Origin of the sequence: Paenarthrobacter sp. NyZ202, assembly GCF_049860755.1 — a bacterium.
Taxonomy (GTDB): Bacteria; Actinomycetota; Actinomycetes; order Actinomycetales; family Micrococcaceae; genus Arthrobacter.
Genome location: NZ_CP187556.1, coordinates 4,012,552 through 4,033,628, shown reverse-complemented (window position 1 = coordinate 4,033,628; position 21,077 = coordinate 4,012,552). Strand labels below are relative to the sequence as shown.

General features: G+C 64.3%; 19 protein-coding genes. 10 read left to right on the top strand and 9 right to left on the bottom strand.

Annotation, left to right across the window (positions count from 1 at the left end):
* Window positions 1-91 precede the first annotated feature (91 nt).
* A complete protein-coding gene (locus ACPFL9_RS18720) occupies window positions 92-1,021 on the top strand; it encodes a threonine/serine dehydratase (protein WP_426004470.1) in 930 nt (309 codons plus the stop codon).
* 170 nt (window positions 1,022-1,191) lie between these two features.
* On the opposite strand, the gene ACPFL9_RS18715 is transcribed toward ACPFL9_RS18720, so the two are convergent.
* Window positions 1,192-2,187 (bottom strand): ABC transporter substrate-binding protein, encoded by a 996-nt coding sequence (locus ACPFL9_RS18715; RefSeq protein ID WP_426004469.1) that lies wholly within the window; start codon window positions 2,185-2,187, stop codon window positions 1,192-1,194.
* Window positions 2,188-2,461: 274 nt separating this feature from the next.
* On the opposite strand from ACPFL9_RS18715, the gene ACPFL9_RS18710 reads away from it, so the two are divergent.
* Window positions 2,462-3,451, top strand: a complete 990-nt coding sequence (locus tag ACPFL9_RS18710; protein WP_426004468.1) for an LLM class flavin-dependent oxidoreductase — start codon at window positions 2,462-2,464, stop codon at window positions 3,449-3,451.
* A 141-nt stretch (window positions 3,452-3,592) separates the two neighbouring features.
* Entirely contained in the window at window positions 3,593-6,229 is a 2,637-nt protein-coding gene (locus tag ACPFL9_RS18705; RefSeq protein ID WP_426004467.1) for a trehalase-like domain-containing protein, read from the top strand.
* Window positions 6,230-6,308: 79 nt separating this feature from the next.
* Here the strand turns inward: ACPFL9_RS18705 and ACPFL9_RS18700 are convergent, their stop codons facing one another.
* The gene (locus ACPFL9_RS18700) at window positions 6,309-7,235 is read right to left on the bottom strand and encodes an AEC family transporter (protein WP_426004466.1); all 927 of its coding nucleotides are present in this window, start codon (window positions 7,233-7,235) and stop codon (window positions 6,309-6,311) included.
* Window positions 7,236-7,399: 164 nt separating this feature from the next.
* A complete protein-coding gene (gene panD, locus ACPFL9_RS18695; protein ID WP_426004465.1) occupies window positions 7,400-7,831 on the bottom strand; it encodes an aspartate 1-decarboxylase in 432 nt (143 codons plus the stop codon).
* A gap of 126 nt (window positions 7,832-7,957) precedes the next feature.
* Between panD and ACPFL9_RS18690 the strand changes: the two genes are divergently transcribed.
* The gene (locus ACPFL9_RS18690; RefSeq protein WP_426004464.1) at window positions 7,958-8,881 is read left to right on the top strand and encodes an AEC family transporter; all 924 of its coding nucleotides are present in this window, start codon (window positions 7,958-7,960) and stop codon (window positions 8,879-8,881) included.
* Between the two features lie 102 nt (window positions 8,882-8,983).
* The gene (locus tag ACPFL9_RS18685) at window positions 8,984-9,262 is read left to right on the top strand and encodes a putative quinol monooxygenase (RefSeq protein ID WP_426004463.1); all 279 of its coding nucleotides are present in this window, start codon (window positions 8,984-8,986) and stop codon (window positions 9,260-9,262) included.
* Here the strand turns inward: ACPFL9_RS18685 and ACPFL9_RS18680 are convergent.
* Genes ACPFL9_RS18680 through ACPFL9_RS18665 form a run of 4 tightly spaced genes read right to left on the bottom strand, consistent with a single transcriptional unit; the run spans window position 9,241 to window position 14,333 of the window.
* Window positions 9,241-10,746: a rhamnulokinase gene (locus tag ACPFL9_RS18680; RefSeq protein WP_426004461.1), complete on the bottom strand. Its 1,506-nt coding sequence runs from the start codon at window positions 10,744-10,746 to the stop codon at window positions 9,241-9,243. The genes ACPFL9_RS18685 and ACPFL9_RS18680 overlap by 22 nt on opposite strands.
* An 8-nt stretch (window positions 10,747-10,754) precedes the next feature.
* Window positions 10,755-12,791 carry a bifunctional aldolase/short-chain dehydrogenase gene (locus ACPFL9_RS18675; RefSeq protein ID WP_426004459.1) on the bottom strand — a complete coding sequence of 679 codons (2,037 nt, stop codon included), beginning with the start codon at window positions 12,789-12,791 and terminating at the stop codon, window positions 10,755-10,757.
* Window positions 12,792-12,795: 4 nt separating this feature from the next.
* Window positions 12,796-13,962 (bottom strand): L-rhamnose isomerase, encoded by a 1,167-nt coding sequence (gene rhaI, locus ACPFL9_RS18670; protein ID WP_426004458.1) that lies wholly within the window; start codon window positions 13,960-13,962, stop codon window positions 12,796-12,798.
* Window positions 13,959-14,333, bottom strand: coding sequence for an L-rhamnose mutarotase (locus tag ACPFL9_RS18665; RefSeq protein ID WP_426004457.1), 375 nt, complete (start codon window positions 14,331-14,333; stop codon window positions 13,959-13,961). Before ACPFL9_RS18665 ends, rhaI begins: the two co-directional genes overlap by 4 nt.
* 127 nt (window positions 14,334-14,460) lie before the next feature.
* Between ACPFL9_RS18665 and ACPFL9_RS18660 the strand changes: the two genes are divergently transcribed.
* Window positions 14,461-15,477, top strand: coding sequence for a LacI family DNA-binding transcriptional regulator (locus ACPFL9_RS18660; protein WP_426004456.1), 1,017 nt, complete (start codon window positions 14,461-14,463; stop codon window positions 15,475-15,477).
* 62 nt (window positions 15,478-15,539) lie between these two features.
* Here the strand turns inward: ACPFL9_RS18660 and ACPFL9_RS18655 are convergent, their stop codons facing one another.
* On the bottom strand, window positions 15,540-16,505 hold the full coding sequence (locus ACPFL9_RS18655) for a LysR family transcriptional regulator (RefSeq protein ID WP_426004455.1): 966 nt from the start codon (window positions 16,503-16,505) through the stop codon (window positions 15,540-15,542).
* A gap of 25 nt (window positions 16,506-16,530) precedes the next feature.
* Window positions 16,531-17,811 (bottom strand): amidohydrolase, encoded by a 1,281-nt coding sequence (locus ACPFL9_RS18650; protein ID WP_426004454.1) that lies wholly within the window; start codon window positions 17,809-17,811, stop codon window positions 16,531-16,533.
* Window positions 17,812-17,941: 130 nt separating this feature from the next.
* Here ACPFL9_RS18650 and ACPFL9_RS18645 point away from each other — a divergent pair, with 130 nt between their 5' ends.
* The 4 genes from ACPFL9_RS18645 to ACPFL9_RS18630 all read left to right on the top strand — a co-directional run bounded on the left by ACPFL9_RS18645 (window position 17,942) and on the right by ACPFL9_RS18630 (window position 21,076).
* Window positions 17,942-18,859, top strand: a complete 918-nt coding sequence (locus tag ACPFL9_RS18645) for a LysR family transcriptional regulator (RefSeq protein WP_426004453.1) — start codon at window positions 17,942-17,944, stop codon at window positions 18,857-18,859.
* A 150-nt stretch (window positions 18,860-19,009) separates the two neighbouring features.
* Window positions 19,010-19,504 carry a RidA family protein gene (locus tag ACPFL9_RS18640; protein ID WP_426004452.1) on the top strand — a complete coding sequence of 165 codons (495 nt, stop codon included), beginning with the start codon at window positions 19,010-19,012 and terminating at the stop codon, window positions 19,502-19,504.
* On the top strand, window positions 19,497-20,282 hold the full coding sequence (locus tag ACPFL9_RS18635; protein WP_426004451.1) for a hypothetical protein: 786 nt from the start codon (window positions 19,497-19,499) through the stop codon (window positions 20,280-20,282). Before ACPFL9_RS18640 ends, ACPFL9_RS18635 begins: the two co-directional genes overlap by 8 nt.
* Before the next feature lie 23 nt (window positions 20,283-20,305).
* Window positions 20,306-21,076: an amino acid ABC transporter ATP-binding protein gene (locus ACPFL9_RS18630; protein WP_426004450.1), complete on the top strand. Its 771-nt coding sequence runs from the start codon at window positions 20,306-20,308 to the stop codon at window positions 21,074-21,076.
* Window position 21,077 lies beyond the last annotated feature (1 nt).

The window sequence follows — 21,077 nt, the reverse complement described above, 5'->3', positions numbered from 1 at the left end:
TGACCTGGTCCCTCCGCCCTGGTGATGCGTGCCTCCGGACCTCATGAAGCGATGCTGACCGTAGGATGAAACGGACGAAAGGGGCCCGCTCATGGTCACGCGCGAAGAGGTGGAAGCCGCATACTCGAGGACGTCGGGGTGGGTGCGCCATACGCCGGTTGCAGAAAGCGGCAACCAGGAGCCCTACCACCTGTGGTTCAAGCTCGAGTACATGCAGCACACAGGCTCGTTCAAGGCCCGGGGTGCTTTCAACCGGCTCCTCACGGCACGGGAAAACGGGCAGCTGAATCCGGAGATCGGGGTGGTGGTTGCTTCCGGCGGCAACGCAGGCCTGGCCAACGCATACGCCGCAGCCAAACTGGGTGTTCCGGCCACCGTCTTTGTTCCCACATCCGCTCCGGCCAACAAGGTGCACAAGCTATACGCAATCGGAGCCCGGGTAGTCCAAGGTGGCGCCGAGTACGCCGAGGCCTATGCTGCGGCCGTCGCTTTCGCCGAGGAGAAGGGCGCCATCTACTGCCACGCCTATGACCAGCCGGAGATCGTGGCGGGCGCCGGCGGCGTGGGGCTTGAGCTTTTGGATGAACTGCCCGACGTCGACACGGTCCTCGTTGCTGTTGGCGGCGGCGGATTGATGGGCGGCATTGCGGCAGCTGTCGAAGGCAGGGCGACAGTGGTGGGCGTCGAACCGGAGACAGTACCGACGCTGCATACTGCCCTTGCACAGGGAGAACCCGTGGACGTTCCGGTTTCGGGTATTGCCGCCGATTCGCTGGGAGCCCGGAGGATCGGCGAGATCGGTTTCGGCGTGGCCAAAAGAACCGGCGTTCACAGCTTGCTGGTCAGCGACGAAGCCATTGTCCAAGCCCGCCGCAAGCTGTGGGAAGACCGCCGGATCGTGGTGGAACACGGCGCGGCAACTGCGTATGCCGCGCTGCTTACGGGCGACTACGCTCCGCACCAAGGTGAGACGGTCGCCGTCGTACTTTGCGGCGCGAACACAGACCCCGCCCACCTCTAAGCACCCAACTGGGTCGCAGTTAAGCGCGTTTTGAGCGCCCAAAACGCGCTTAACTGCGACCCACTTGGGTAGGGGGACGCGACACGGTGGGCCGGGCACAAAGAATCCCCGCCAGGTGGTGTCCGGCGGGGATTCCACGTCGGCAGGTCTGCCCTGCCCGGTTACGGCGCCTACTTCTTGGGCAGGCCTGCCGGGTTCAATTCGGACGTGGGAATGGCCTCGGAGGAGAGGCCCCAGCGGTCCAGGATCTGGGCGTAGCTGCCATCCTTGATGAGCTTGTTCAGTGCCGTCTGGGCTGCCACTGCCAGACCGTTGCCCTTCTTGGTGGTGAAGGCGATTTCGGCCTTCAGCGGCCAGCCGCCCTCCAGGGTGCCCACCTGCTTGGTTTTTCCGTCCTTCGCGGCCTTGTAGGCAGCAGAAGCGTTCGGGCCGAAGGTGAGGTCCGCGCGACCGGACTGGAGTGCCAGGCTGGAGGCGGAATCGTCGTCGTAGTACTGGAACTCAACCGGCTTCAGGCCGTTCTTCTTGTTTGCCTCATCCCAGCGGACCAGGATTGCTTCCTGGTTGGTGCCGGAACCGACGATGATGCGCTTCCCCGCTACGTCCTTGGCTTCCTTGATCTCGCCGATGTCAGAGTCGCTCTTGGCGTAGAAGCCCAGGAGGTCGTTGCGGTAGGTGGCAAAGTCGAACTTTTCCTTGCGGGCCTCCGTCACGGTGACGTTGGACAGGACGGCCTCGTACTTGGCTGACTCGATCCCCAACGGCCAGTCGGCCCATGCGACGGGCAGGACCTCCACCTGAAGGCCGAGGGTCTCGCCGACGGCGTAGGCGATGTCCACTTCGCTGCCGATCAAGGTCTTGTTGTCCGTTGCGAAGAGGCTCAACGGGGCGGCACCGCCCGTGGTGACCACCGTCAACTTGCCGTCGGCCTTGATGGCTTCCGGGACTTGGGCAGCCGCTGCGGAATCAACACTGACCTTGACCCGGTTCTGCTCCGGAGTGAGGTTGAATTCCTTGGTGGTCGAGCTCGAAGCGGCGTTCGCGCTTGCCGATCCCTGCGGGGCGGTTGCCGCCGTTGCGCCCGGGTCGGAGCAGGCCGCGAGGCCTAAGAGAGCGGTTGCGGCCAGCGCCGCAGTGACGCCGGTTTTGGCTGCAAAACGTGCCATGGTTTCCCCTTTTGGTTTGCCTTCTTGAAAGTCCGATGCGTACTTGTGGCTGCAACTATCCGGCAGGGCCGCGAAGCCGGTCAAAGCGTCCTGACACGCTGGGATACAGGGGTTCACAACGGTTCATCGGACGTCGAAATGGGTCATATACCTCTACCCTTGGCGGAGCGCGACGCAACTCACAGAAATAAGCCGGGGGTCGCCGTCGTTGTCGCTTAAGCGCCGCTGAACAACCCGGGCAGGCGCAAAACCTCACCGAAAGGCCGGCATCCACGTGACTGTTCCTCTTTCCATCCTCGACCTGGCAACCATCGGAAAAGGCCAGACAGTGGCGGAAAGCCTCGCAGGCAGTGTGGCCATGGCCCGGAAAGCGGAGGAGCTGGGCTACCGGCGGGTCTGGTACGCCGAGCACCACAACATGTCCGCGATCGCTTCTTCTGCGACCAGCGTCCTGATCGCCCACGTCGCTGCGCACACCAACAGCATCCGGCTCGGCGCGGGAGGCATCATGCTGCCGAACCACTCGCCGCTGACCATCGCCGAGCAGTTCGGCACGCTGGAAACCCTGCATCCGGGCCGCATCGACCTGGGTCTGGGACGCGCTCCCGGCAGTGACCAGAACACCATGCGGGCACTGCGCCGCGACCACACCTCCTCGGACAGCTTCCCGCAGGACGTCCTCGAACTCCAGGGCTACCTCACCGGTCCCACGCGCATCCAGGGCGTGGAGGCGACGCCGGGCAAGGGCACCAACGTGCCGCTCTACATCCTGGGTTCCTCCCTTTTCGGCGCACAGCTCGCTGCCCAGTTGGGGCTTCCGTACGCCTTCGCCTCACACTTCGCGCCCGCTGCCCTGCGTGACGCCGTGGCCATCTACCGCCGGGATTTCAAGCCATCCGAGCAGTTGTCGGAACCGTACGTTATTGCCGGCGTGAACGTCACCGCCGCAGACAGCAACGCTGAGGCGCAGGCCATCCACCTGGCCGTGAAGCGTGCCCGGGTGTCCCTGTTCTTCGGGGGTGGCCGGGAGTTCACGGACGACGAAGCGGATATGGTGCTGGATTCCCCGCAGGGCCAGCACATCGCCCAGATGATGAAGTTCTCGGCCGTCGGGACGCCGGACGTGGTGCAGGACTACCTGGAGGAATTCGCCCGGCACGCCGACGCCGATGAACTCATTGTTGCGCACCAGAGCACGGGGACCGAAGAACGGTTGCGGTCCGTTGAGCTGGTGGCGGAGGTTGCGGGGCTGGTTCCGGCGTAGGGGCGGGGCCCCCGGGGCGCCGGGGCCGCTGGCCGCGGCCGAGGCGGGGCTGAGAAAGATTTAACGCCCCTGCAATTACGAGGTATACGAGCGAAACATTTCGGGCGGAAACTATATCTATCCGCTTCGGAAGGATCCGCCATGCCTACTCCGTTGAACCAGTCAGTCGCCGATTCCGCGCTGCTGATGAACTCGCTGCCGCTTGGCCTGCTGCGGACCTTCGTGCGTCCGCACGAGGACCACGGCATTACCCCGGAACTGATGGCCGACCTGAGAATCCTGTCCAGGGTTCCCGGCCTGTTGGTTGCCTGCAACTATGGAGGCACGCTGTGCGCGGCGGAGGGTGTTTCCACGGAGACGCTTCCGCTGGACAGTGCCGCAGTGGCCCTCCGGGCGCTCGCAGCGTTGCCCAACACGCATGCCGCCATCATTTCGGGGCGCTCGCTCCGTGACCTTGCGGCGGTGTCGCGGCTTCCGGCCGAGGTGCACCTGGTGGGCTCGCACGGTGTCGAGTTCGACATGGGTTACGCCTATAACCTCTCCCTTGCGACCGAGACGCTGCTCCAGCAGGTGGCCACTGCCCTCACGGAAGCGGTGGCGTACGAGAAGGGCGTCAGCATCGTCCGCAAGCCGGTTGGGGTTGCTGTACACACGCGTCCGGCGACACCCGAAGTCGTGGAGCGTGTCATCTTCAAGTCCCGGCAGATCGCCGTCGAGTACGGGCTGTACTTCATCATCGATGGCACCGTCCTGGACCTCACAGTGGAGGAGCCGGCCAAGGGCCAGGCCCTTGATGCGCTGCGCCAGCGGCTTGGTGTCAGCGCCGCCCTCTTTGCAGGCGATGCCGAAAGCGATGAAAAAGCTCTCGCCACTCTGCGCGGCCCCGACCTTGGCCTGCATGTTGGTTCGGGAATGACGACGGCGGGACACACCATCCCGGACCCGGAAGCGTTCGCGAGGGTGCTGGCTTTGCTCTTCGAACTGCGGCGGTCGTGGCTCTTCGGTGAAGATGCCGTAGGTCTGGAGCGGCACTCGATGATTGCCAACGGAACGTCGACGGCGCTGCTCACCCCGGACGCGAAGGTCTGCTGGATGAGTCATCCACTGCCTGATTCGGGATCGTTGTTCGCCCACATCCTGGGTGGCGACCCGGCGGGGCATTTCAGCATCGAACCCGTCAAGCCTTCGCCGGTGCTTGCCCAGCGCTATCTGGACAACACCATGGTTGTGGAAACCCGCTGGGCCGATGTCACGGTGACTGATTATCTTGAACCGGCGCCCGAAGGCATCACCAGCCTGGTCCGTGTGCTCTCGGGAACAGGCACGGCACGAGTGACATTCGCGCCGCGGCCGGACTACGCCACCGCTCCCTTCAACATGGAGATCCGGGATCACGAGGTCCACGTGGTGGGAACATCCGATCCGATCATCCTCGTCGCACCGGGTGTGGACTTCACCATCACCAACGACAGCCGCCACGCCACGGCCACCGCTGAGGTCCAGCTCCAGTCCGGTCCGGTCGTGCTCAACCTGCGCTGCGGGGATACTGAGTCCTTGCCCACGGACCTGGACGGGGAGCCTGGGCGGCGTGCCGCCGTCGTGCAGTCCTCCCGGGAGTGGGTCACCTCGCTGCAGCTGCCCACCATCAAGACCTCATTGGTGCGGCGTTCGGCGCTGGTGCTGAAGTCCCTCGTCCATGAGCCGACCGGCGCCGTCCTTGCCGCGCCCACCACATCCTTGCCGGAGGGGATTGGCGGCACGCGCAACTGGGATTACCGGTATTGCTGGCTGCGGGACGGTGCCATGACCGTGAACGCGCTGGTATCCCTGGGATCAACCGCTGAAGCCGACGGTTTCCTGCGTTGGCTGGGAGGCATCCTGGAGAACGCTCCGGGTCCGGAGTGGCTGCACCCGCTGTACTCCGTGACGGGGGCGCCGTTGTCCACCGAGGCCATTGTGGAGAGCCTGCCGGGTTACGCGGGGTCGCGCCCGGTCCGCATTGGCAATGCTGCGGATCACCAGGTGCAGCTGGACGTGTTCGGTCCCATCGCCGAACTTATCCACGACCTCGGTGAACGCCGTGGCTACCTGCCGGATGGGCATTGGTACCTGATGGAGCAGATGGCCCATGCAGTGATCGCGCGCTGGCACGAGCCGGACCATGGGATCTGGGAAGCCCGCCGGCCGCCGCGGCACCACGTGTACAGCAAGGTGATGTGCTGGGTGACCCTGGACAGGGCGCTGCGTGCGGCAGTCCTGCACGGGCGGGCCGCTCATGCCGACTGGTCCTCCACAGCCGAAACCATTCGTGCCGAGGTCCTGCGGGAGGGCTGGGATTCTTCCGCTGCGTCGTACACCGTGGCCTACGACAGCCCCGACCTTGATGCCGCGGTGCTGCACATTGGCTTGTCCGGGCTTCTGGAGGTGAACGACCAGCGCTTCCTGGATACCGTGGCTGCCGTGGAGCGTGAGTTGCGCGTCGGGCCCACGGTGTTCCGTTACAGGTACGACGACGGCCTGCCGGGCCTGGAGGGTGGCTTCCACATCTGCACCACGTGGCTGATCGAAGCGTACTTGGCGGTGGGGCGGCTGGACGATGCCTTGGAGTTGTTCAACCAACTCGTGGCGTTGTTCGGGCCGACGGGGTTGCTTCCTGAGGAATACGATCCGGGCACGGAAACGCACCTCGGCAACCATCCGCAGGCGTACTCGCACCTGGGCTTCATTCGCTGCGCGCAACTGCTGGACCGCTATCTGGCGAGTGCCGACGTCGAATAACCCAAGTGGGTCGCATTTGTGCGCGTTTTGAGCCGTCAAAACGCGCACAAATGCGACCTACTTGGGTGAGGGGGGGCGGTTAGGTGAGCAGCAGAGCTACGGCGATCATCGCGGGGACGGCAACGATGGTCGTTATGAGCACCGTGTCCTTGGCCACCGTGATGCCCGCCTGATACCGGTTGGCCGCGACGAACACGTTCTGGGCGGTGGGCAGCGCGGAGGTCACCACCACCGCGAACAAGGCATGACCGTCCATGTTCAACGCGAAGCGGGCAAACAGGTAGGCGATCAAGGGGTGCACGATCAGCTTGAAGCCGCTCGCCAGGAGGGTGTCCAGCCTTCTGCCTTCAGACTTCTGCAGGGGCCGTGAACCATTGAGGCTCATACCAAACGCCATCAGCATGGCCGGAATCGCTGCGCCACCGATGAGGTGGATCGGTTCCAGGATCAGGGTCGGCACCTGGAACCCCGTGCCGGCCACGATCAGACCCAAAGCCGAGCCCACAATCATCGGGTTCTTCACGATCATCAGCAGGAAGCGCAGGGGAGTGGTCCGGTGCGTGCTGGTGCTCGCATCCAGGGCCATCAGGTAGAGCGGGGTAAAAAAGGCCAGCTGGAAAATGAGCAGCGGGGCAACGTAACTCGCATCTCCCAGGACAAACACCGCAATGGGGATGCCGAGATTCGCGGAGTTGGCCAGCGACGAACTCATGGAGGACATGAGCGACTCCGGCAGGCTCCGCTTCAACCAGAACTTTGCGATGAGGAAGAACAATAGCCCGGTGATGGTCGCCCCGACGGCCGTGACCAGCAGGGGCGCCGCAAACACATCGTGCAGCTTGGCCTTGCTCAGCGTCTCGAACAACAGTGCGGGGCTGGCGACGAAAAACGTCAACGAGCTGAGGACCGACCTCGCGTTCTCACCGAGAATGTTGCGGCGGCCAACGAACATGCCCACCAGAATGATGGCCCACACCACGAAGAACCCGGACAGGACACCGATCATGGCGGCGTGCTGGCAGGGAAGCGGTGGGTCACCGTCCCAGCCTAATCAGATTTATTGGGTCAGTAAGCGTTTTCGGGTACAGGGTCCGTTATCCGGACACCGCGTTAAAGCACGACGGCGGCACCTGCGTGAGTGCCGCCGTCGTGGTTATGCGTGTGGCTGGGTCAGCTGAGGTGCGCCGCGTTGCTCAAGGCGTGCGGCGGCCGCATCAGGCCCGGAGTGTGCGCCTCGGCAGGATCGTTGCCGAGTTGCAGGATCTGGTTGTCCGCACCTACATGGACCACTCTGGGCTCGTAGGACTTGGCCTCTTCCGTGGTCATCTGCGCGTACGTGATCAGGATGACGAGGTCGCCCACATGGACCTGGTGCGCAGCGGCGCCGTTGATGCCGATCACGCCCGAACCGCGCTCGCCGGCAATGGTGTATGTCTCCAGTCGGGCCCCGTTGGTGATGTCCACAATGGAGACGAGTTCGCCGGGGAGGATGTCGGCAGCGTCCAGCAGGTCCAGGTCAACAGTGACCGAACCGACGTAGTGGAGGTCGGCGTGAGTCACCGTAGCGCGGTGAATCTTGGACTTGAACATTGTGCGGATCATAATGCGATCAGTTTAGCGTGGGACCCTTCACGGGCGCTGTGACGTAGCAGACGTTCGGGCCCTGGGCGGCGTGAAAACGGTTACCATCGCTGGGGGCCACCATCGCCGAATCAAAGGACAAGAAGCTTGGACGGAGTACTGAAAGGCTTCTTTGTGGTGGGCGTGGTCCTGTTGGTTGGTTACGTCCTGGGCAAGACCAACGCCTTGGGGCCGCAGGGCAGCAAGGTGCTCTCGACGCTCACATTCATGGTGGGCTTGCCGAGCCTGATGTTCTCCACTATTGCGTCCAGGCACATCAACGAGGTGCTGAGTCCCACTGGCCTGATTTCGGTGGTCACGGCCTCGGCGGTCATGGTGGTGTTTGCGTTGGCGGGGGCAATCTTTCGCTGGGGTGTCAGGCGAACCACGATCGGCGCGTTGGCCACGGGCATTGTGAACTCGACCAACCTTGGCGTCCCGCTGTCCCAATACATCCTGGGCAGCACCACCTACGTGGTGCCGATCATGTTGTTCCAGCTGGCCGTGGTGACACCGATCGCCCTGACCATCCTTGACCTCACGAACCCGACTGCCACCAAAATTTCCGTGTGGCGGATCCTGGCCACGCCTTTCAGGAACCCCGTGACCGTGGCGGCGATCCTCGGTGTCATTGTGAGCGCTTTGGGCATCGAGTTACCGTCGTGGACGCTCGATCCCCTCAGGCTTGTGGCCCAACTCGCGGTGCCGCTCATGCTGATCATTTTTGGCATGTCGTTGCATGGATTGTCCGCCGGGCAGGGGATCGGGGAGAGGGCTCCCACGGCGCTGGCCATCGCCTTGAAATCCGTGATCCAGCCGGCAATGGCGTGGGTGCTGGCGGTCTTTGTTTTCCGCCTCGATTCCTTCAGCACCTTTGTTGTCACGGCCTGCGCAATCCTCCCCACCGGGCAGAACGTGGTGCTCTATGCACTCAGGTATGGGGTGGGCCAGAAGATCGCACAATCAACCGCCGTGACCACGTCAATCCTTGCAGTGCCGCTGCTGCTGGGGGCGGCGTGGGTGATGGGGTAGCGCGTGGCCGCGCCGGGCCGGAATCGTGAAGTCGCGGCAAACACGCCAGGACCCCTGGAAAGTTCCGGCGACCACGCACGTTTCCCGCGAACAGGAGGAACCATGACCGAAGTACGTCTTACTGGGCAACTCGTCTGCCAGGACCTGGATGAGGCGGCGATCGTCGTCGAGCATCTGGCCCGCCACGTCGAATTGACGCTCGCCGAACCCGGCTGCGTCTCCTTCCAAGTGAACGCAACCGAGGACCCCTGCGTGTGGCAGGTCGATGAATTGTTCGACGACGCCGCATCATTCAGGGCACACCAAGACCGCGTCGCTGCCAGCGAATGGGGCCGGGCCACGGCCGGCATCCAGCGCCGCTATACGGTGACGGGACTCTGACGACCAATCTCGTAGCGCACCAGTTCCGTACCTGAGGCGACAAGCGAGCGCAGTTCAGCCAAACCTCCGGTCACCACTCCGGCAGCCCGCGCCTGCACCAGCACATTGCCCAGCGCAGTCGCCTCCACTGGGCCGGCTACCACGGGCTTACCCGTTGCATCGGCAGTCAGTTGGCAGAGGAGTCGGTTCTGCGAACCGCCGCCCACTATGTGCACCGCGGACGTATTACGGCCGGTGAGGCGTTCGGCGTCGGCCAGGGTGCGGGCGTAACCTGCCGCGAGGCTGTCCATGATGCAACGCACGACGGCGGCAGGCCGGTCCCCGAGCACGTCGCCGTTGTGCCGCACGGCTGCGCGGATGCGTTCGGGCATGTTGTCCGGGGCCGTGAACGCGGGATCGTCAGCGTTGATCTGCGGCCCACCCGGCGGCAAAGCCGCGGCAGCGTCGAGCAGGGCAGGCAGTGATTGGCTGAAGCCCTGGGCTGCCCAGGTGCGTTGGCATTCGCTGAGCAACCACAGCCCGCCGACGTTACGGAGGTAGCGGATGGTTCCGTCCACGCCGCGCTCGTTGGTGAAGTTCGCTGTCCGGCTGGCTTCAGTGAGCACCGGTGCATCCAGCTCCACGCCCACCAGGGACCACGTGCCGGAGGAAATGTAGGCGAAATCCTGGTCCAGAGCGGGGACGGCTGCGACGGCCGAAGCGGTGTCGTGGGAACCCACGGCAACAACGACGGTGTCCTCGGGAAGCCCGGTCTGCTCGCGGATCGCAGGCAGGAGGGCTCCCAAGGTCTCCCCGGGCTGGATCAGCGGCGGGAAGATGTCCCGCGGTAGTCCCAAGGCCTCGAGGAACTCCGTGGCCCACTGGCCGGAAACAGCGTCAAACAACCCGGTGGTGGACGCGTTGGTAGCCTCCGTCCGACGGACACCCGTGAGGAGGAAGGCGATCAGGTCAGGAATGAGGAGTGCCTGCACACCTTCAAGCGAACGTTCGGCAGCCAACTGGTACACGGTGTTGAACTGCAGGAACTGCAATCCCGTGGTCGCGTAGAGCTTCTCCGGGGGGACGGCCGCGTGGACCGGTGAGACGGCGGAACTGCTCCGCTCGTCGCGGTAACTGAAGGGCACTGAGACTAATTTCCCCGAAGAATTGACCAGGCCGTAGTCCACCGCCCACGTATCGATCCCAATGCTGGCGATCCGTTCCCCCTTCGCCGCTGCTACCGAAGCAGCGGCCGCCAGGCCCTTGAGTACCTCGGCGAAGAGGGCGTCGAAGTCCCAGTGGAGTCCGCCGTCGAGCTCCACGACCCCGTTGGGAAAACGGTGGACGGTCTCCAGAGTGGCGCCTGTGGAGGGGCAGACGCGGCCGAGCATGACGCGACCGGAGGACGCGCCGATGTCGATGGCGGCGAAGACTTGTTTGGCATGGGGAGCGGGCACCGCCCCGGCGTTGGCCGGGGCGGTGCTCGTCGTTGCAGCGTTGTTCACGATGTGACCTATCGGAGGAACGCTGCCGCGACGCCGGCGTCCACGGGGATGTGGAGGCCGGTGGTGTGGGAGAGTTCGTTGCTGGTGAGCACGGCCGCGGCGTTGGCTACGTGTTCGGGGAGGACTTCGCGTTTGAGGAGGGTGCGTTGGGCGTAGTACTTGCCCAGTTCTTGTTCGTCCACGCCGTAGACGGCTGCGCGTTTGGCGCCCCAGCCGCCGGCGAAGATGCCGGAGCCGCGGACCACGCCGTCGGGGTTGATGCCGTTGACGCGGATGCCGTGATCGCCGAGTTCCGCGGCGAGCAGGCGGACCTGGTGGGCTTGGTCGGCTTTGGTGGCGGAGTAGGCGATGTTGTTGGGACCGGCGAACACGGAGTTCTTGGAGGAGATATAGATGATGTCTCCGCCCAGGCCCTGGTCGATCATGACCTTCGCCGCGGCCTTGGACACCAGGAACGAGCCCTTGGCCATGACGTTGTGCTGCAGGTCCCAGTCCTTCTCGGTGGTTTCCAGCAACGGCTTGGAGATGGAGAGGCCTGCGTTGTTGACCACCAGGTCCAGGCCGCCAAACGCGAGCACGGCCTCTTGGATGGCGGCGGCGATTTGGGCTTCGTTGGTCACGTCGGCCTGGACGCCGATGGCGACGTCGGGCCCGCCCAGTTCCGCGGCGACGGCTTGGGCGTTCTCAAGGTTCAGGTCGGCAATGACGACGCACGCGCCGTCGGACGCCAGCCGGGTGGCGATCGCCTTGCCGATGCCCGACGCCGCTCCGGTCACCAAAGCGATGCGGGTCGCGTGGGACTTGGGTTTGGGCATGCGGGCAAGCTTGGCCTCTTCCAGGGCCCAGTATTCGATGCGGAACTTCTCGGATTCCTCGATCGGGGCGTACGTGGAGATCGCCTCGGCCCCGCGCATCACATTGATGGCGTTGATATAGAACTCGCCGGCCACCCGTGCGGTCTGCTTGTCCTTGCCGTAGGAGAACATACCCACCCCCGGGACCAGCACGATCGCCGGGTCCGCGCCGCGCAGCGCGGGTGAATCAGCGTCCGCGTGGCGGTCGTAGTAGGCCTGGTAGTCCTGCCGGTATTCGGCGTGCAGCTCCTTCAGGCGGGCCACGGAGTCTTCAATGGAGGCGTCCGCGGGCAGGTCCAGGATGAGGGGCTTGACCTTGGTGCGGAGGAAGTGGTCCGGGCAGGAGGTGCCGAGCGCGCCGAGGCGCGGGTGCTCGGTGGCAGCGAGGAAGTCAAGCACGACGGCGTCATCGCTGAAGTGCCCCAGCTGCGGTTTGTCCGTGGAGGCCAGGCCGCGGATCACCGGAGCCAACGCTGCTGCTTTCGCGCGGCGCGCGGTCTCGGGGAGCGCGGCGTAGCCCGGCAGCGCGGGACCGAAGGGCTCGGCTTTGCCGTTCTCAGCGATGTACTTCTCGGCGGTGTCGATGATCCAGAGGGAGTTGGCCTCTGCTTCTTCGGACGTGGCGCCCCAGGCGGTGATGCCGTGCCCGCCCAGGATGGTGCCGATGGCCTGCGGGTTGGCTTCCTTGATCGCTGCGATATCCAGGCCCAGCTGGAACCCGGGACGGCGCCAGGGAACCCACACCACCTTGTCACCGAAAATCTTGGAGGTCAGCGCTTCGCCGTCCACCGCCGTCGCGATCGCGATGCCCGAGTCGGGGTGCAGGTGGTCCACGTGCGCGGCGTCCACGAGTCCGTGCATGGCGGTATCGATCGACGGGGCCGCGCCGCCCTTGCCGTGCAGGCAGTAATCGAACGCGGCCACCATTTCGTCTTCACGCTCGACGCCGGGGTAAACGGACTTCAGCGCCTGGAGCCGGTCCAGCCGGAGGACAGCAAGGTTCTCGGCCTTCAGGGTGCCGAGGTCACCGCCGGAGCCCTTGACCCAGAGGAGTTCGACGTCCTGGCCGGTGACCGGGTCCTTTTCGGTGCCTTTCGCGGAGGTGTTGCCGCCGGCGAAGTTGGTGTTCCGCTTGTCCGCGCCGAGGCGGTTGGAGCGGGTAATCAGGTCTTCAACAGTCTTGTTGCTCATAGGATTAGGCGCCCCATCCGGCTTGCTGGCCGCCTGCGCGGTCCTCGTTGATCTTCTTCTGGTAGCCGCTGGCCTTGTAGGCAGCGATCGGGTCGGCGGGCAGGCCGCGGGATTCGCGCCATTCGGCCAGTACCGGGCGGACATCGGTGTAGAAGGCATCGTTGAAAATGCCGTTCGCTGCCAGGACATCCCCGGCACGCTGGGCCTCGTTCAATGCAGCCGTGTCCACCAACAGGGCACGCGCGGTCATTTCCTGGACGTTGAGCACCGAGCGGATCTGGCCCGGGATCTTCTCTTCCAGGTTGTGGCACTGGTCCAGCATCAACGCGACACCGGAGTCTTTACCGAAGCCGCCACCGCGGATGACCTCGTGCATGATGCGGAACAACTGGAACGGGTCAGCCGCGCCCACGATCAGGTCGTCATCGGCGTAGAAGCGGGAGTTGAAGTCGAACGACCCCAGCTTGCCCAGCCGCAGGAGCTGCATCACGATGAACTCGATGTTGGTCCCCGGGGCGTGGTGGCCGGTGTCCAGGCACACGAAGGCCTTCTCGCCCAAGGCAAGGGTCTGCGCATAAGACGTTCCCCAGTCCGGAACATCGGTGTGATAGAAAGCCGGCTCGAAGAACTTGTACTCCAACACCAGCCGCTGCTCATCGCCCAAGGCCGCGTAGATTTCCTGGAGCGACTCGGCCAAGCGATCCTGGCGGCCGCGCATGTCGTCCTGGCCCGGGTAATTTGTGCCGTCGGCCAGCCAGATCTTCAAATCCCGGGAACCTGTGGCGTGCATAATCCCGATGCAGTCCAAGTGATGCTCAATCGCCCGGCGGCGGACCGATTCGTTGGACGAAGTCAGCGAACCGAACTTGTACTCATCATCCTGGAACGTGTTCGAGTTGATCGTGCCCAAACCAACGCCGAGCCCTTCCGCATACTCCCGGAGCTCCGAGTAGTCCTCCACCTTGTCCCACGGGATATGCAGCGCCACAGTAGGTGCGAGCCCCGTGAGCTCGTGAACCTTCGCGGCGTCGGCGATCTTCTCCTGGACGGTGCGAGGCGTACCCGGAGTGCCGAAGACCTTGAACCGGGTCCCCGAATTCCCATAAGCCCAGGACGGCACTTCAATGGCCAATTCTCCCAAGCGGCCCAGGGCCGATTCTGTGGTGTTCATGCTTGTTCCTTCTGATGGGTAGGGGCGTTGCCGGCTTCGGAAGCCGAAGCCAGTTGGTCTTCCAGGTTGAAAACTTCCTCGATGATTTCGAAGCCCTCGTCCGGAGGGGCGTCGCTGTTGGCAAAGAGGGTGGCCATTTCGGCCTGCCATCGTGCGTTGACCTCCGTGAGGGCCATTCGGGCTTGTGCCGCCTGGTAGTCCTCACATTCCAAGTAGCCGATCAACTGTCCGTCTGACGCCAGAAAGAGCGAGTAGTTGTTCCAGCCCGCATCTTTGAGCGCACGGAGCATTTCCGGCCATACGGCGGCGTGGCGGCGCTTGTACTCGTCCATCAACTCTGGCTGGACGGAGGAGCGGAAACATACCCTCATCTGCGGTTCTCCGGGGTTACTCGTCTTTGAATCGTTTCATTTGTTACGATTCAAACTACCCCGCACAAAGGGGGGTGTCAAGGCATTGCCTGTACTTGAGAATTCGAGCCCGGGGAGATCGGAAAGCATGTCCCAAACAGCGAGCATCAAAGACGTCGCCACCCATGCCAAGGTTGCCGTGGGTACCGTGTCCAATGTGCTGAATTACCCGGACAGGGTGTCGCAGCGGACCAAGGAGCGCGTCCTCAAGTCCATCGCTGAACTGGGGTTCGTCCGCAACGACGCTGCCCGGCAACTCCGCGCAGGCCAGAGCCGCACCATCGGTTTGGTGGTCCTCGACGTCGGAAACCCCTTCTTTTCGTCTGTCGCCCGGGCGGCCGAGGACGCCGCAACGGCGATGGGGAGTGTAGTCCTCGTGGGGGACAGTGGCCAGGATGCTGCCCGCGAAGCGCATTACATGGACCTGTTCCAGGAGCAGCGTGTCCAGGGCCTGCTCATCTCACCCGTGGGCGATGTTTCTGAAAGGATCGATACCCTGCGCGAGCGCGGGGTGCCCACAGTGTTGGTGGACCAGCTCGCTGATGAAGGCCGCTGCAGCTCGGTCTCCGTTGATGACGAAGAAGGTGGCTATCTGGCTGCCCGGCACCTGCTGGACATCGGCCGCCGTCGTTTGGCTTTTGTGGGCAGCCCCTCCATCCGCCAGGTGGCGCACCGCCTTAAAGGTGCGCAACGTGCTGTTTCCGAGGTGGAAGGTGCATCCATTGAGGTCCTCGACTCTGCAGGCCAGACCGTCCTGGCGGGGCGGCAGGTAGGCAACAAGCTGGTGGAGCGGGAACCGGGAGAGCGCCCCGAAGCCGTCTTCTGTTCCAACGACCTCCTGGCGCTCGGCGTCATGCAGTCACTCACCATGCTGCGGACTGTTCGCATTCCGGAGGACGTGGCGCTGATTGGCTACGACGACATCGATTTCGCCATCTCCGCAGTCGTCCCGTTGTCCTCCATCCGCCAGCCCACCGAGGCGCTGGGGCGGACCGCCGTCGAGCTTCTCGCCGAGGAGCAGGAGAGCGGCGGGACCAAGCACCGCGCCGTCGTGTTCACTCCCGAACTGGTGGTCCGCCAAAGCACCGCCGGCGCACCCAAGTAGGTCGCATTTGTGCGCGTTTTGAGCGTTCAAAACGCGCACAAATGCGACCCAGTTGGGTGAGATTACGACGCGCGGAGGCTCGTCAGGTAGCCGAGCGGCACCACAGCATCGGGCTGCTTCGTCTGACGGGAGATGCCGGGCGCTGAGGCGGCAAGGCGGTCCGCCGAGCGGCCGAGGCATTGCAGGATGCTGGTGATGGAAACGCCGGTCTCCGACTTCTGGTGAAGGGCGGAGATATGCCGCCGGGCGACGCAGCCGCTGATGGTCCTGGCCACGATCTTGTCCGTAGCAACATGGTCGAGCGCTGGCACGAGCGCAATGCCCACCCCGGACCGCACCATGCCGCGGATGGCGTCGTAGTTGTTGCTCCGCACACTGATGCGCGGCGCGAACCCTCCACTCGCGCACAGGTGCCTGAGGCATGCGTCACCGGAGGAGTCCTCCTTGGTGGACACCCATCCCTCCTTTGCCAGATCCTGGAGAGTGATGGAGTCGGCCCCGGCAAGCCTGTGGTTCTCCGGCAGCAGGAGCATGAGTTCCTCGGCCAGCAACGGAACGGCCGCAACATTGGAGGGCCATTGCTGCGGGACTAGGTCGTAGTGGAACACCACCGCGACATCCAGGGCCGCATCCCGGACCATGCCTGCCAGCTCGGCAGGGCAGTCCTCTTCAAGTTCCACGGTGGAGTTGGGGTGCCGGCGGAGGTAGGACGCCAGTCCCGAGGGCAGCAGCCGTTGGCTGGCGGTACTGAAGCTCCCCAGTCGCATCAGGCCGTAGTTGCCTTTGCTGAACCCCTTGATCTCGTCCTCCAGCGTGACGAGTGCGTTGATGATGTCGCTTGCCCGGGCAGCCAGGAACTTCGCCGCCTCCGTGGGGCGGATGCTCTGCGCGTCGCGTTCCACCAGCGGCGCCTGCACGGCCCGTTCGAGAGCGGCAACCTGTTGGGATACCGCTGATCCTGTGTATCCAATCTCGCGGGCAGCGTCTGCGAAGGAGCCCGTCCGGAGGACCACTGACAGCGTGCGCAAATGGACTGGATTTAACACGGCATTGCTACTTTCCAGAAGGTGGTGTGAGGAGTTGCGCCACGTTCACCGCTCCACCTGCGGCCTCGAAATCCAACTGCGCCTGCTCGCGGAGCCGCTCATCTGCCAGATAGTCGGCCATGGTCAAGGCCAAGCCGATGGCGCCGTCCACTACGGCTTGGTCGCCTGACGGGCTGATGGCGTGCTGGCCGAACTCCACCGTGTGCATGGGCGTGGCTTCGCGGGAGATGCTGATCGTCGGATGGATGGACGGAATCCGCAGGCTGAGGTTCCCCAGGTCGGTCGACCAGCCGCCACCCACCAGTTCCGTTTCCAAGGTGATGCTGCGCCCGCGCTCGGAGATATGCCGGTGGTATCTGGCCGCCAGGGCCTGGTTGCTGCGGACCGGCAAGTACGCGGGGAACGGATCCCACGTAGTCTCCAGCCGGGTTCCCGTCATGAGCGCCGCCCCCTCCAGGATGTTCTGCACCTTCTCCGACAGCTCAACCAGTCCGTCCGGGTCAAGGGAACGGATTTCGACGACGGCGCTCGCCAGGTGGGGGACGACGTTCACCGCTGACCCGCCCTCGACAATGAGGCAGTGGAGCCGATCCGTGGCGGAGATGTGCTGGCGGAGCGCCGCTATTCCCTGGTAGGCCGCGACCACGGCGTCGAGGGCATTTCGGCCCAGCTGTGGCGCCGACGATGCATGCGCGGCGACGCCGTGGAAGGTTACATCCACATCCCGGACTGCCAGGGATGCGAAGGACGCAACCTCGTATTCACCCGTGAACGGATGCAGCATGACGACTGCGTCGACGTCGTCGAACGCGCCGGCCCGGGCCATGAGTTCTTTGCCGTTGCCGTTCTCTTCGGCGGGGGTTCCCATCAGGACAACCGAGCCGCCGAGGTGTTCAATCTGCGAAGCGAGCCCAATAAAAGCTCCGACGGCCGCTGCGCAGATGACGTTGTGTCCGCAGCCGTGGCCTACGCCGGGCAAGGCATCGTATTCGGCCAGGACTGCAATCCTGGGTGAACCCGAGCCCACCTCTGCGCGCAGGGAGGTTCGCAGGCCGTACCGTCCCGCCTGAACCTTGAAGCCCCGGTAGCGGAGGAAGTCGGCTACGAAGGCGGCTGACAGTCGCTCCTCAAAGCCAACTTCGGCGATGCCGTGGATGCCATGGCTGAGTTCGCGAAGATCAGGTGCGAGGTCCTCGATGGTGCTCGCGATGGTCCGCGCGAGGGAGTCAGTGGCTCCGAGGATGCCAGTGAGGGCAGGGCTGGACGGGTGGGTTCCCACGGTGTTCACGTGGCGTCCTTTCGGGGGAAGTTCTTGGGTGGCTTGCTGCCGGGCATCATTGCCCGGTAGCAAGCTCGTTGTTTAACTTAAGATACATCCGGATCTGACTTAAGAACAGCTAACCATGCAAGAATGTTCCATGACCGAAAAGCCGCTCCCGGATGTCTCCCGTCTTCGCCTCCTCAACGAGGTAGCGCGGCAAGGATCGCTGGCTGGCGCAGCCCGGGTCCTCGGCATCACGTCATCGGCGGTTTCGCAGCAAATCAGCATCCTGGAGCGGGAAGCCGGAGTGCAGCTCCTGGACCGCTCATCCCGCGGTGCCGGCCTGACCGGAGCCGGCGAGATCCTGGTGGAACGGGCGCGGGCGGTGATCCGGCTCCTCGAAGAAACTCGCGCCGAGATGGACCAGCTCAGTGGCGATCTCGCAGGCAGGGTGCGGATCGGCTCCATTCCCTCCCTTGCCCGGAATGTCCTCCTGCCGGTCGCGGAAAAGCTTGAGGTGACTGCGCCCGACGTCGAACTTACCGTCAACGTGGTGGAACCGGTGGACAGCATCGAGCAATTGCTGAACGGAGCCTTGGACGTTGCGATCGTAGACCTCTACGACAACGTGCCCGTGGCATTCCCTGACTACCTGGTGACCCGCGAGGTCATGAACGAACCCCTGGTGCTGGTGACGGCCCCTGACTACAAGGTGCCGCCGCGGCTGAAGCTGACCGACCTCAAAGACGCCGACTGGGTTCTCACTCCTGAAGCCGGGGCCTGCGGGCAGGCCGTGCGCTTTGCCTGCCGGACCGAGGGGTTCGAGCCCAGGGGCAGTTGGGTGGTGGACGATCTGCTCCTGCTGGTTGAAGCCATTTCCCGCGGAAGGGGCATCTCGCTGCTGCCCCCGTTGTCCGTGGATGACACGGTGGCGCCCGTCGGGATCCATGCCTTCGACAAACCGGGGATCCGGCGCCGCGTCCTGACGGTCACCCGCAGCAGCGACGCCCGGCGCCCCATCGTCAAGGCCGTCCTGGACGAAATCCACACCCTCCTTGGTGCCGCGGCCGCCTGAGCCGGGCTCCGCCGTCGAACCTTAAACAGCAGCCCAAGAAAGTCTTGCGGCAGCCCCAGCAAACCTCGTTCTGTTGCCCGGTTGAAGGCCTGTTTTTCGTTCCATGCTTGAAGTGATCAGTGACGATCACCACAAAGGAGAACGAAAGACATGACCATCCTCGAACGCCGTTTCGCAGAACTTCCCGGCCACTGGCAGGTGCCTGGCCACTTCAAGATCAACCACAGCCACGGCATCCGCGTGGGGGACATGATCTACGTCGGTGGCCAGGAGGATCTCGACGAACAGGGCAACGTCCGCAACCCCGGCGACATCGTGGCCCAGTGCAAATCCGTCATGGAGTCGCTGAAGCGGGTCATCGAGGAACTCGGCGGAACCATGGGCGACGTCGTCCAGTTCAACACCTTCTACGCCGGTGAACTCAGCTACGAGGAATGGCAGCGTACCTACGACATCCGCTTCAGCTACTTCCCGGCCCCCGGCCCCACGGCCACCGGCATCCTGATCGGCGAGGAACTGAACCTGCCGGGCATCAGGGTGGAGGTCAACGCGGTTGCGATCGTTGGCAGCGCGGCCACCCGCGTGGAAGCGTTCGACGGCGGCACTCCGGCGCTGCTCGACGTTCCGGGCGAGCGCAATGACTAGCATCAAGCCCCAGCTCGGCGTCATCCTCTGCGACCTCGACTCGTATCCCGTGGACTATGTGGAGTGCCTTACCCCGGATGCGCCCGGCATCAGCGGCAACCCCGTGGGCTTCTTCGAAAACCCGGCCAGTTGGCAGGGACTTCCCGTTGCCTACGCCGTGGCCCGCGGCGCCCGCGTCGAGCCCCTGGTCAACGGTGAACCTGAAGCCATCGAAGCCTTCTGGGCGGCGAGCGAAAAGCTCGCCCACTGCCCCCTGGTCATCACCGACTGCGGCTTCTTTTTCTACGCACGCAAGGACATGCGCCAAACCGCCAACGTCATCACCAGCGGCCTCGACCTGTTGCCGATTGCCTCGGTACTGACCAGCAAGGACATCGGCATCCTTACGGTCTCGGAGCCCCTTGCCACCAAGCTCCTTGGCGACCACGTGTTGTCCTCCCGCATTGTCATTGCCGGAATGGAAAGCGAGGCCGGTTGGGCCACCATGCTCACCAACGACCACGCCCTCGGCAACGGCTGGGACCAGGCGTTGCTGAAGGAAGGCGTGGCCGCCGTGGCCAAGCGGGAGTTCGGCCCGGGCGGGCGCTTGGAAAACATCGGCGTCCTGGTCCTCGAATGCACGCTCCTGCCTGAATTCCGCCAGGAGATCCGCAAGTACACCAACGTGCCGATTCTCGACGTCGCCTCCTTCGCGCTGAACGCGCTGGGCAAAGGGTTCGACGCCGGTGCTGCCGCCGGCACCCTGCCACCCTCCCCACAGTTCGCGCCAGAGCAATGACCCAAGTCAGGAACGAATCAACCATGCAAGAAGACACCGAACAGCATCGGACGGCCATATTGCTGGAATCCGTGGTGAAACGGTTCGGGGAGCACACGGTGATCAACGATGTCTCGTTGTCCGTCCGCGAGGGCGAAGTAGTCGCCATCATTGGGCCGAGCGGCGCCGGCAAGAGCACCTTGCTCAGGTGCATCAACCTGTTGGAAGTCCCGGACAGCGGTCGCATCACGGTCGAAGGCAACCACGTAGACGCCGGAACCGACATCAGCCATAAGGACCTGGTCCGTTTGCGCCGCAACGTGGGCATGGTGTTCCAGTCCTTCAACCTCTTCCCGCACATGACAGTCCTCCGGAACATTTCCCTGCCCCAGGAACGTGTGCTGGGCAGGACCCGGGCCGAAGCCGACGCCCGTTCCTTGACGTTGCTCGAGCGGGTGGGCCTGACGGACAAGGCGCAGCAATACCCGGGCCGTTGTTCCGGGGGCCAGCAGCAACGCATCGCGATTGCCCGGGCGCTGGCACTCGATCCGCAGGTCATGCTGTTCGATGAGCCAACGTCGGCCCTTGACCCCGAGGTAGGCCTGGAAGTCCTTGCCGTCATGCGGGAACTGGCCGCAGAGGGCATGACCATGGTGGTGGTGACCCACGAGATGCAGTTCGCCAGGGACGTCTCGGATCGCGTGGTGGTGATGGCCGACGGCGCCATTTTGGAGCAAGGTGACCCGGCCGACGTCTTTACCTCCCCCAGCATGGACCGCACGCGGAAGTTCCTGCGGGCCGTATTGGAGCGCTGAC

What these genes read in the sequence shown, in the direction of transcription:
- ACPFL9_RS18640 (WP_426004452.1), top strand. Translation starts at nt 19,010, where the DNA reads ATGACCATCCTCGAACGCCGTTTCGCAGAACTTCCCGGCCACTGGCAG.
- panD (WP_426004465.1), bottom strand. Translation starts at nt 7,831, where the DNA reads ATGATCCGCACAATGTTCAAGTCCAAGATTCACCGCGCTACGGTGACT.
- ACPFL9_RS18685 (WP_426004463.1), top strand. Translation starts at nt 8,984, where the DNA reads ATGACCGAAGTACGTCTTACTGGGCAACTCGTCTGCCAGGACCTGGAT.
- ACPFL9_RS18630 (WP_426004450.1), top strand. Translation starts at nt 20,306, where the DNA reads ATGCAAGAAGACACCGAACAGCATCGGACGGCCATATTGCTGGAATCC.
- ACPFL9_RS18705 (WP_426004467.1), top strand. Translation starts at nt 3,593, where the DNA reads ATGCCTACTCCGTTGAACCAGTCAGTCGCCGATTCCGCGCTGCTGATG.
- ACPFL9_RS18660 (WP_426004456.1), top strand. Translation starts at nt 14,461, where the DNA reads ATGTCCCAAACAGCGAGCATCAAAGACGTCGCCACCCATGCCAAGGTT.
- rhaI (WP_426004458.1), bottom strand. Translation starts at nt 13,962, where the DNA reads ATGAACACCACAGAATCGGCCCTGGGCCGCTTGGGAGAATTGGCCATT.
- ACPFL9_RS18645 (WP_426004453.1), top strand. Translation starts at nt 17,942, where the DNA reads ATGACCGAAAAGCCGCTCCCGGATGTCTCCCGTCTTCGCCTCCTCAAC.
- ACPFL9_RS18665 (WP_426004457.1), bottom strand. Translation starts at nt 14,333, where the DNA reads ATGAGGGTATGTTTCCGCTCCTCCGTCCAGCCAGAGTTGATGGACGAG.
- ACPFL9_RS18715 (WP_426004469.1), bottom strand. Translation starts at nt 2,187, where the DNA reads ATGGCACGTTTTGCAGCCAAAACCGGCGTCACTGCGGCGCTGGCCGCA.
- ACPFL9_RS18720 (WP_426004470.1), top strand. Translation starts at nt 92, where the DNA reads ATGGTCACGCGCGAAGAGGTGGAAGCCGCATACTCGAGGACGTCGGGG.
- ACPFL9_RS18700 (WP_426004466.1), bottom strand. Translation starts at nt 7,235, where the DNA reads ATGATCGGTGTCCTGTCCGGGTTCTTCGTGGTGTGGGCCATCATTCTG.
- ACPFL9_RS18635 (WP_426004451.1), top strand. Translation starts at nt 19,497, where the DNA reads ATGACTAGCATCAAGCCCCAGCTCGGCGTCATCCTCTGCGACCTCGAC.
- ACPFL9_RS18675 (WP_426004459.1), bottom strand. Translation starts at nt 12,791, where the DNA reads ATGAGCAACAAGACTGTTGAAGACCTGATTACCCGCTCCAACCGCCTC.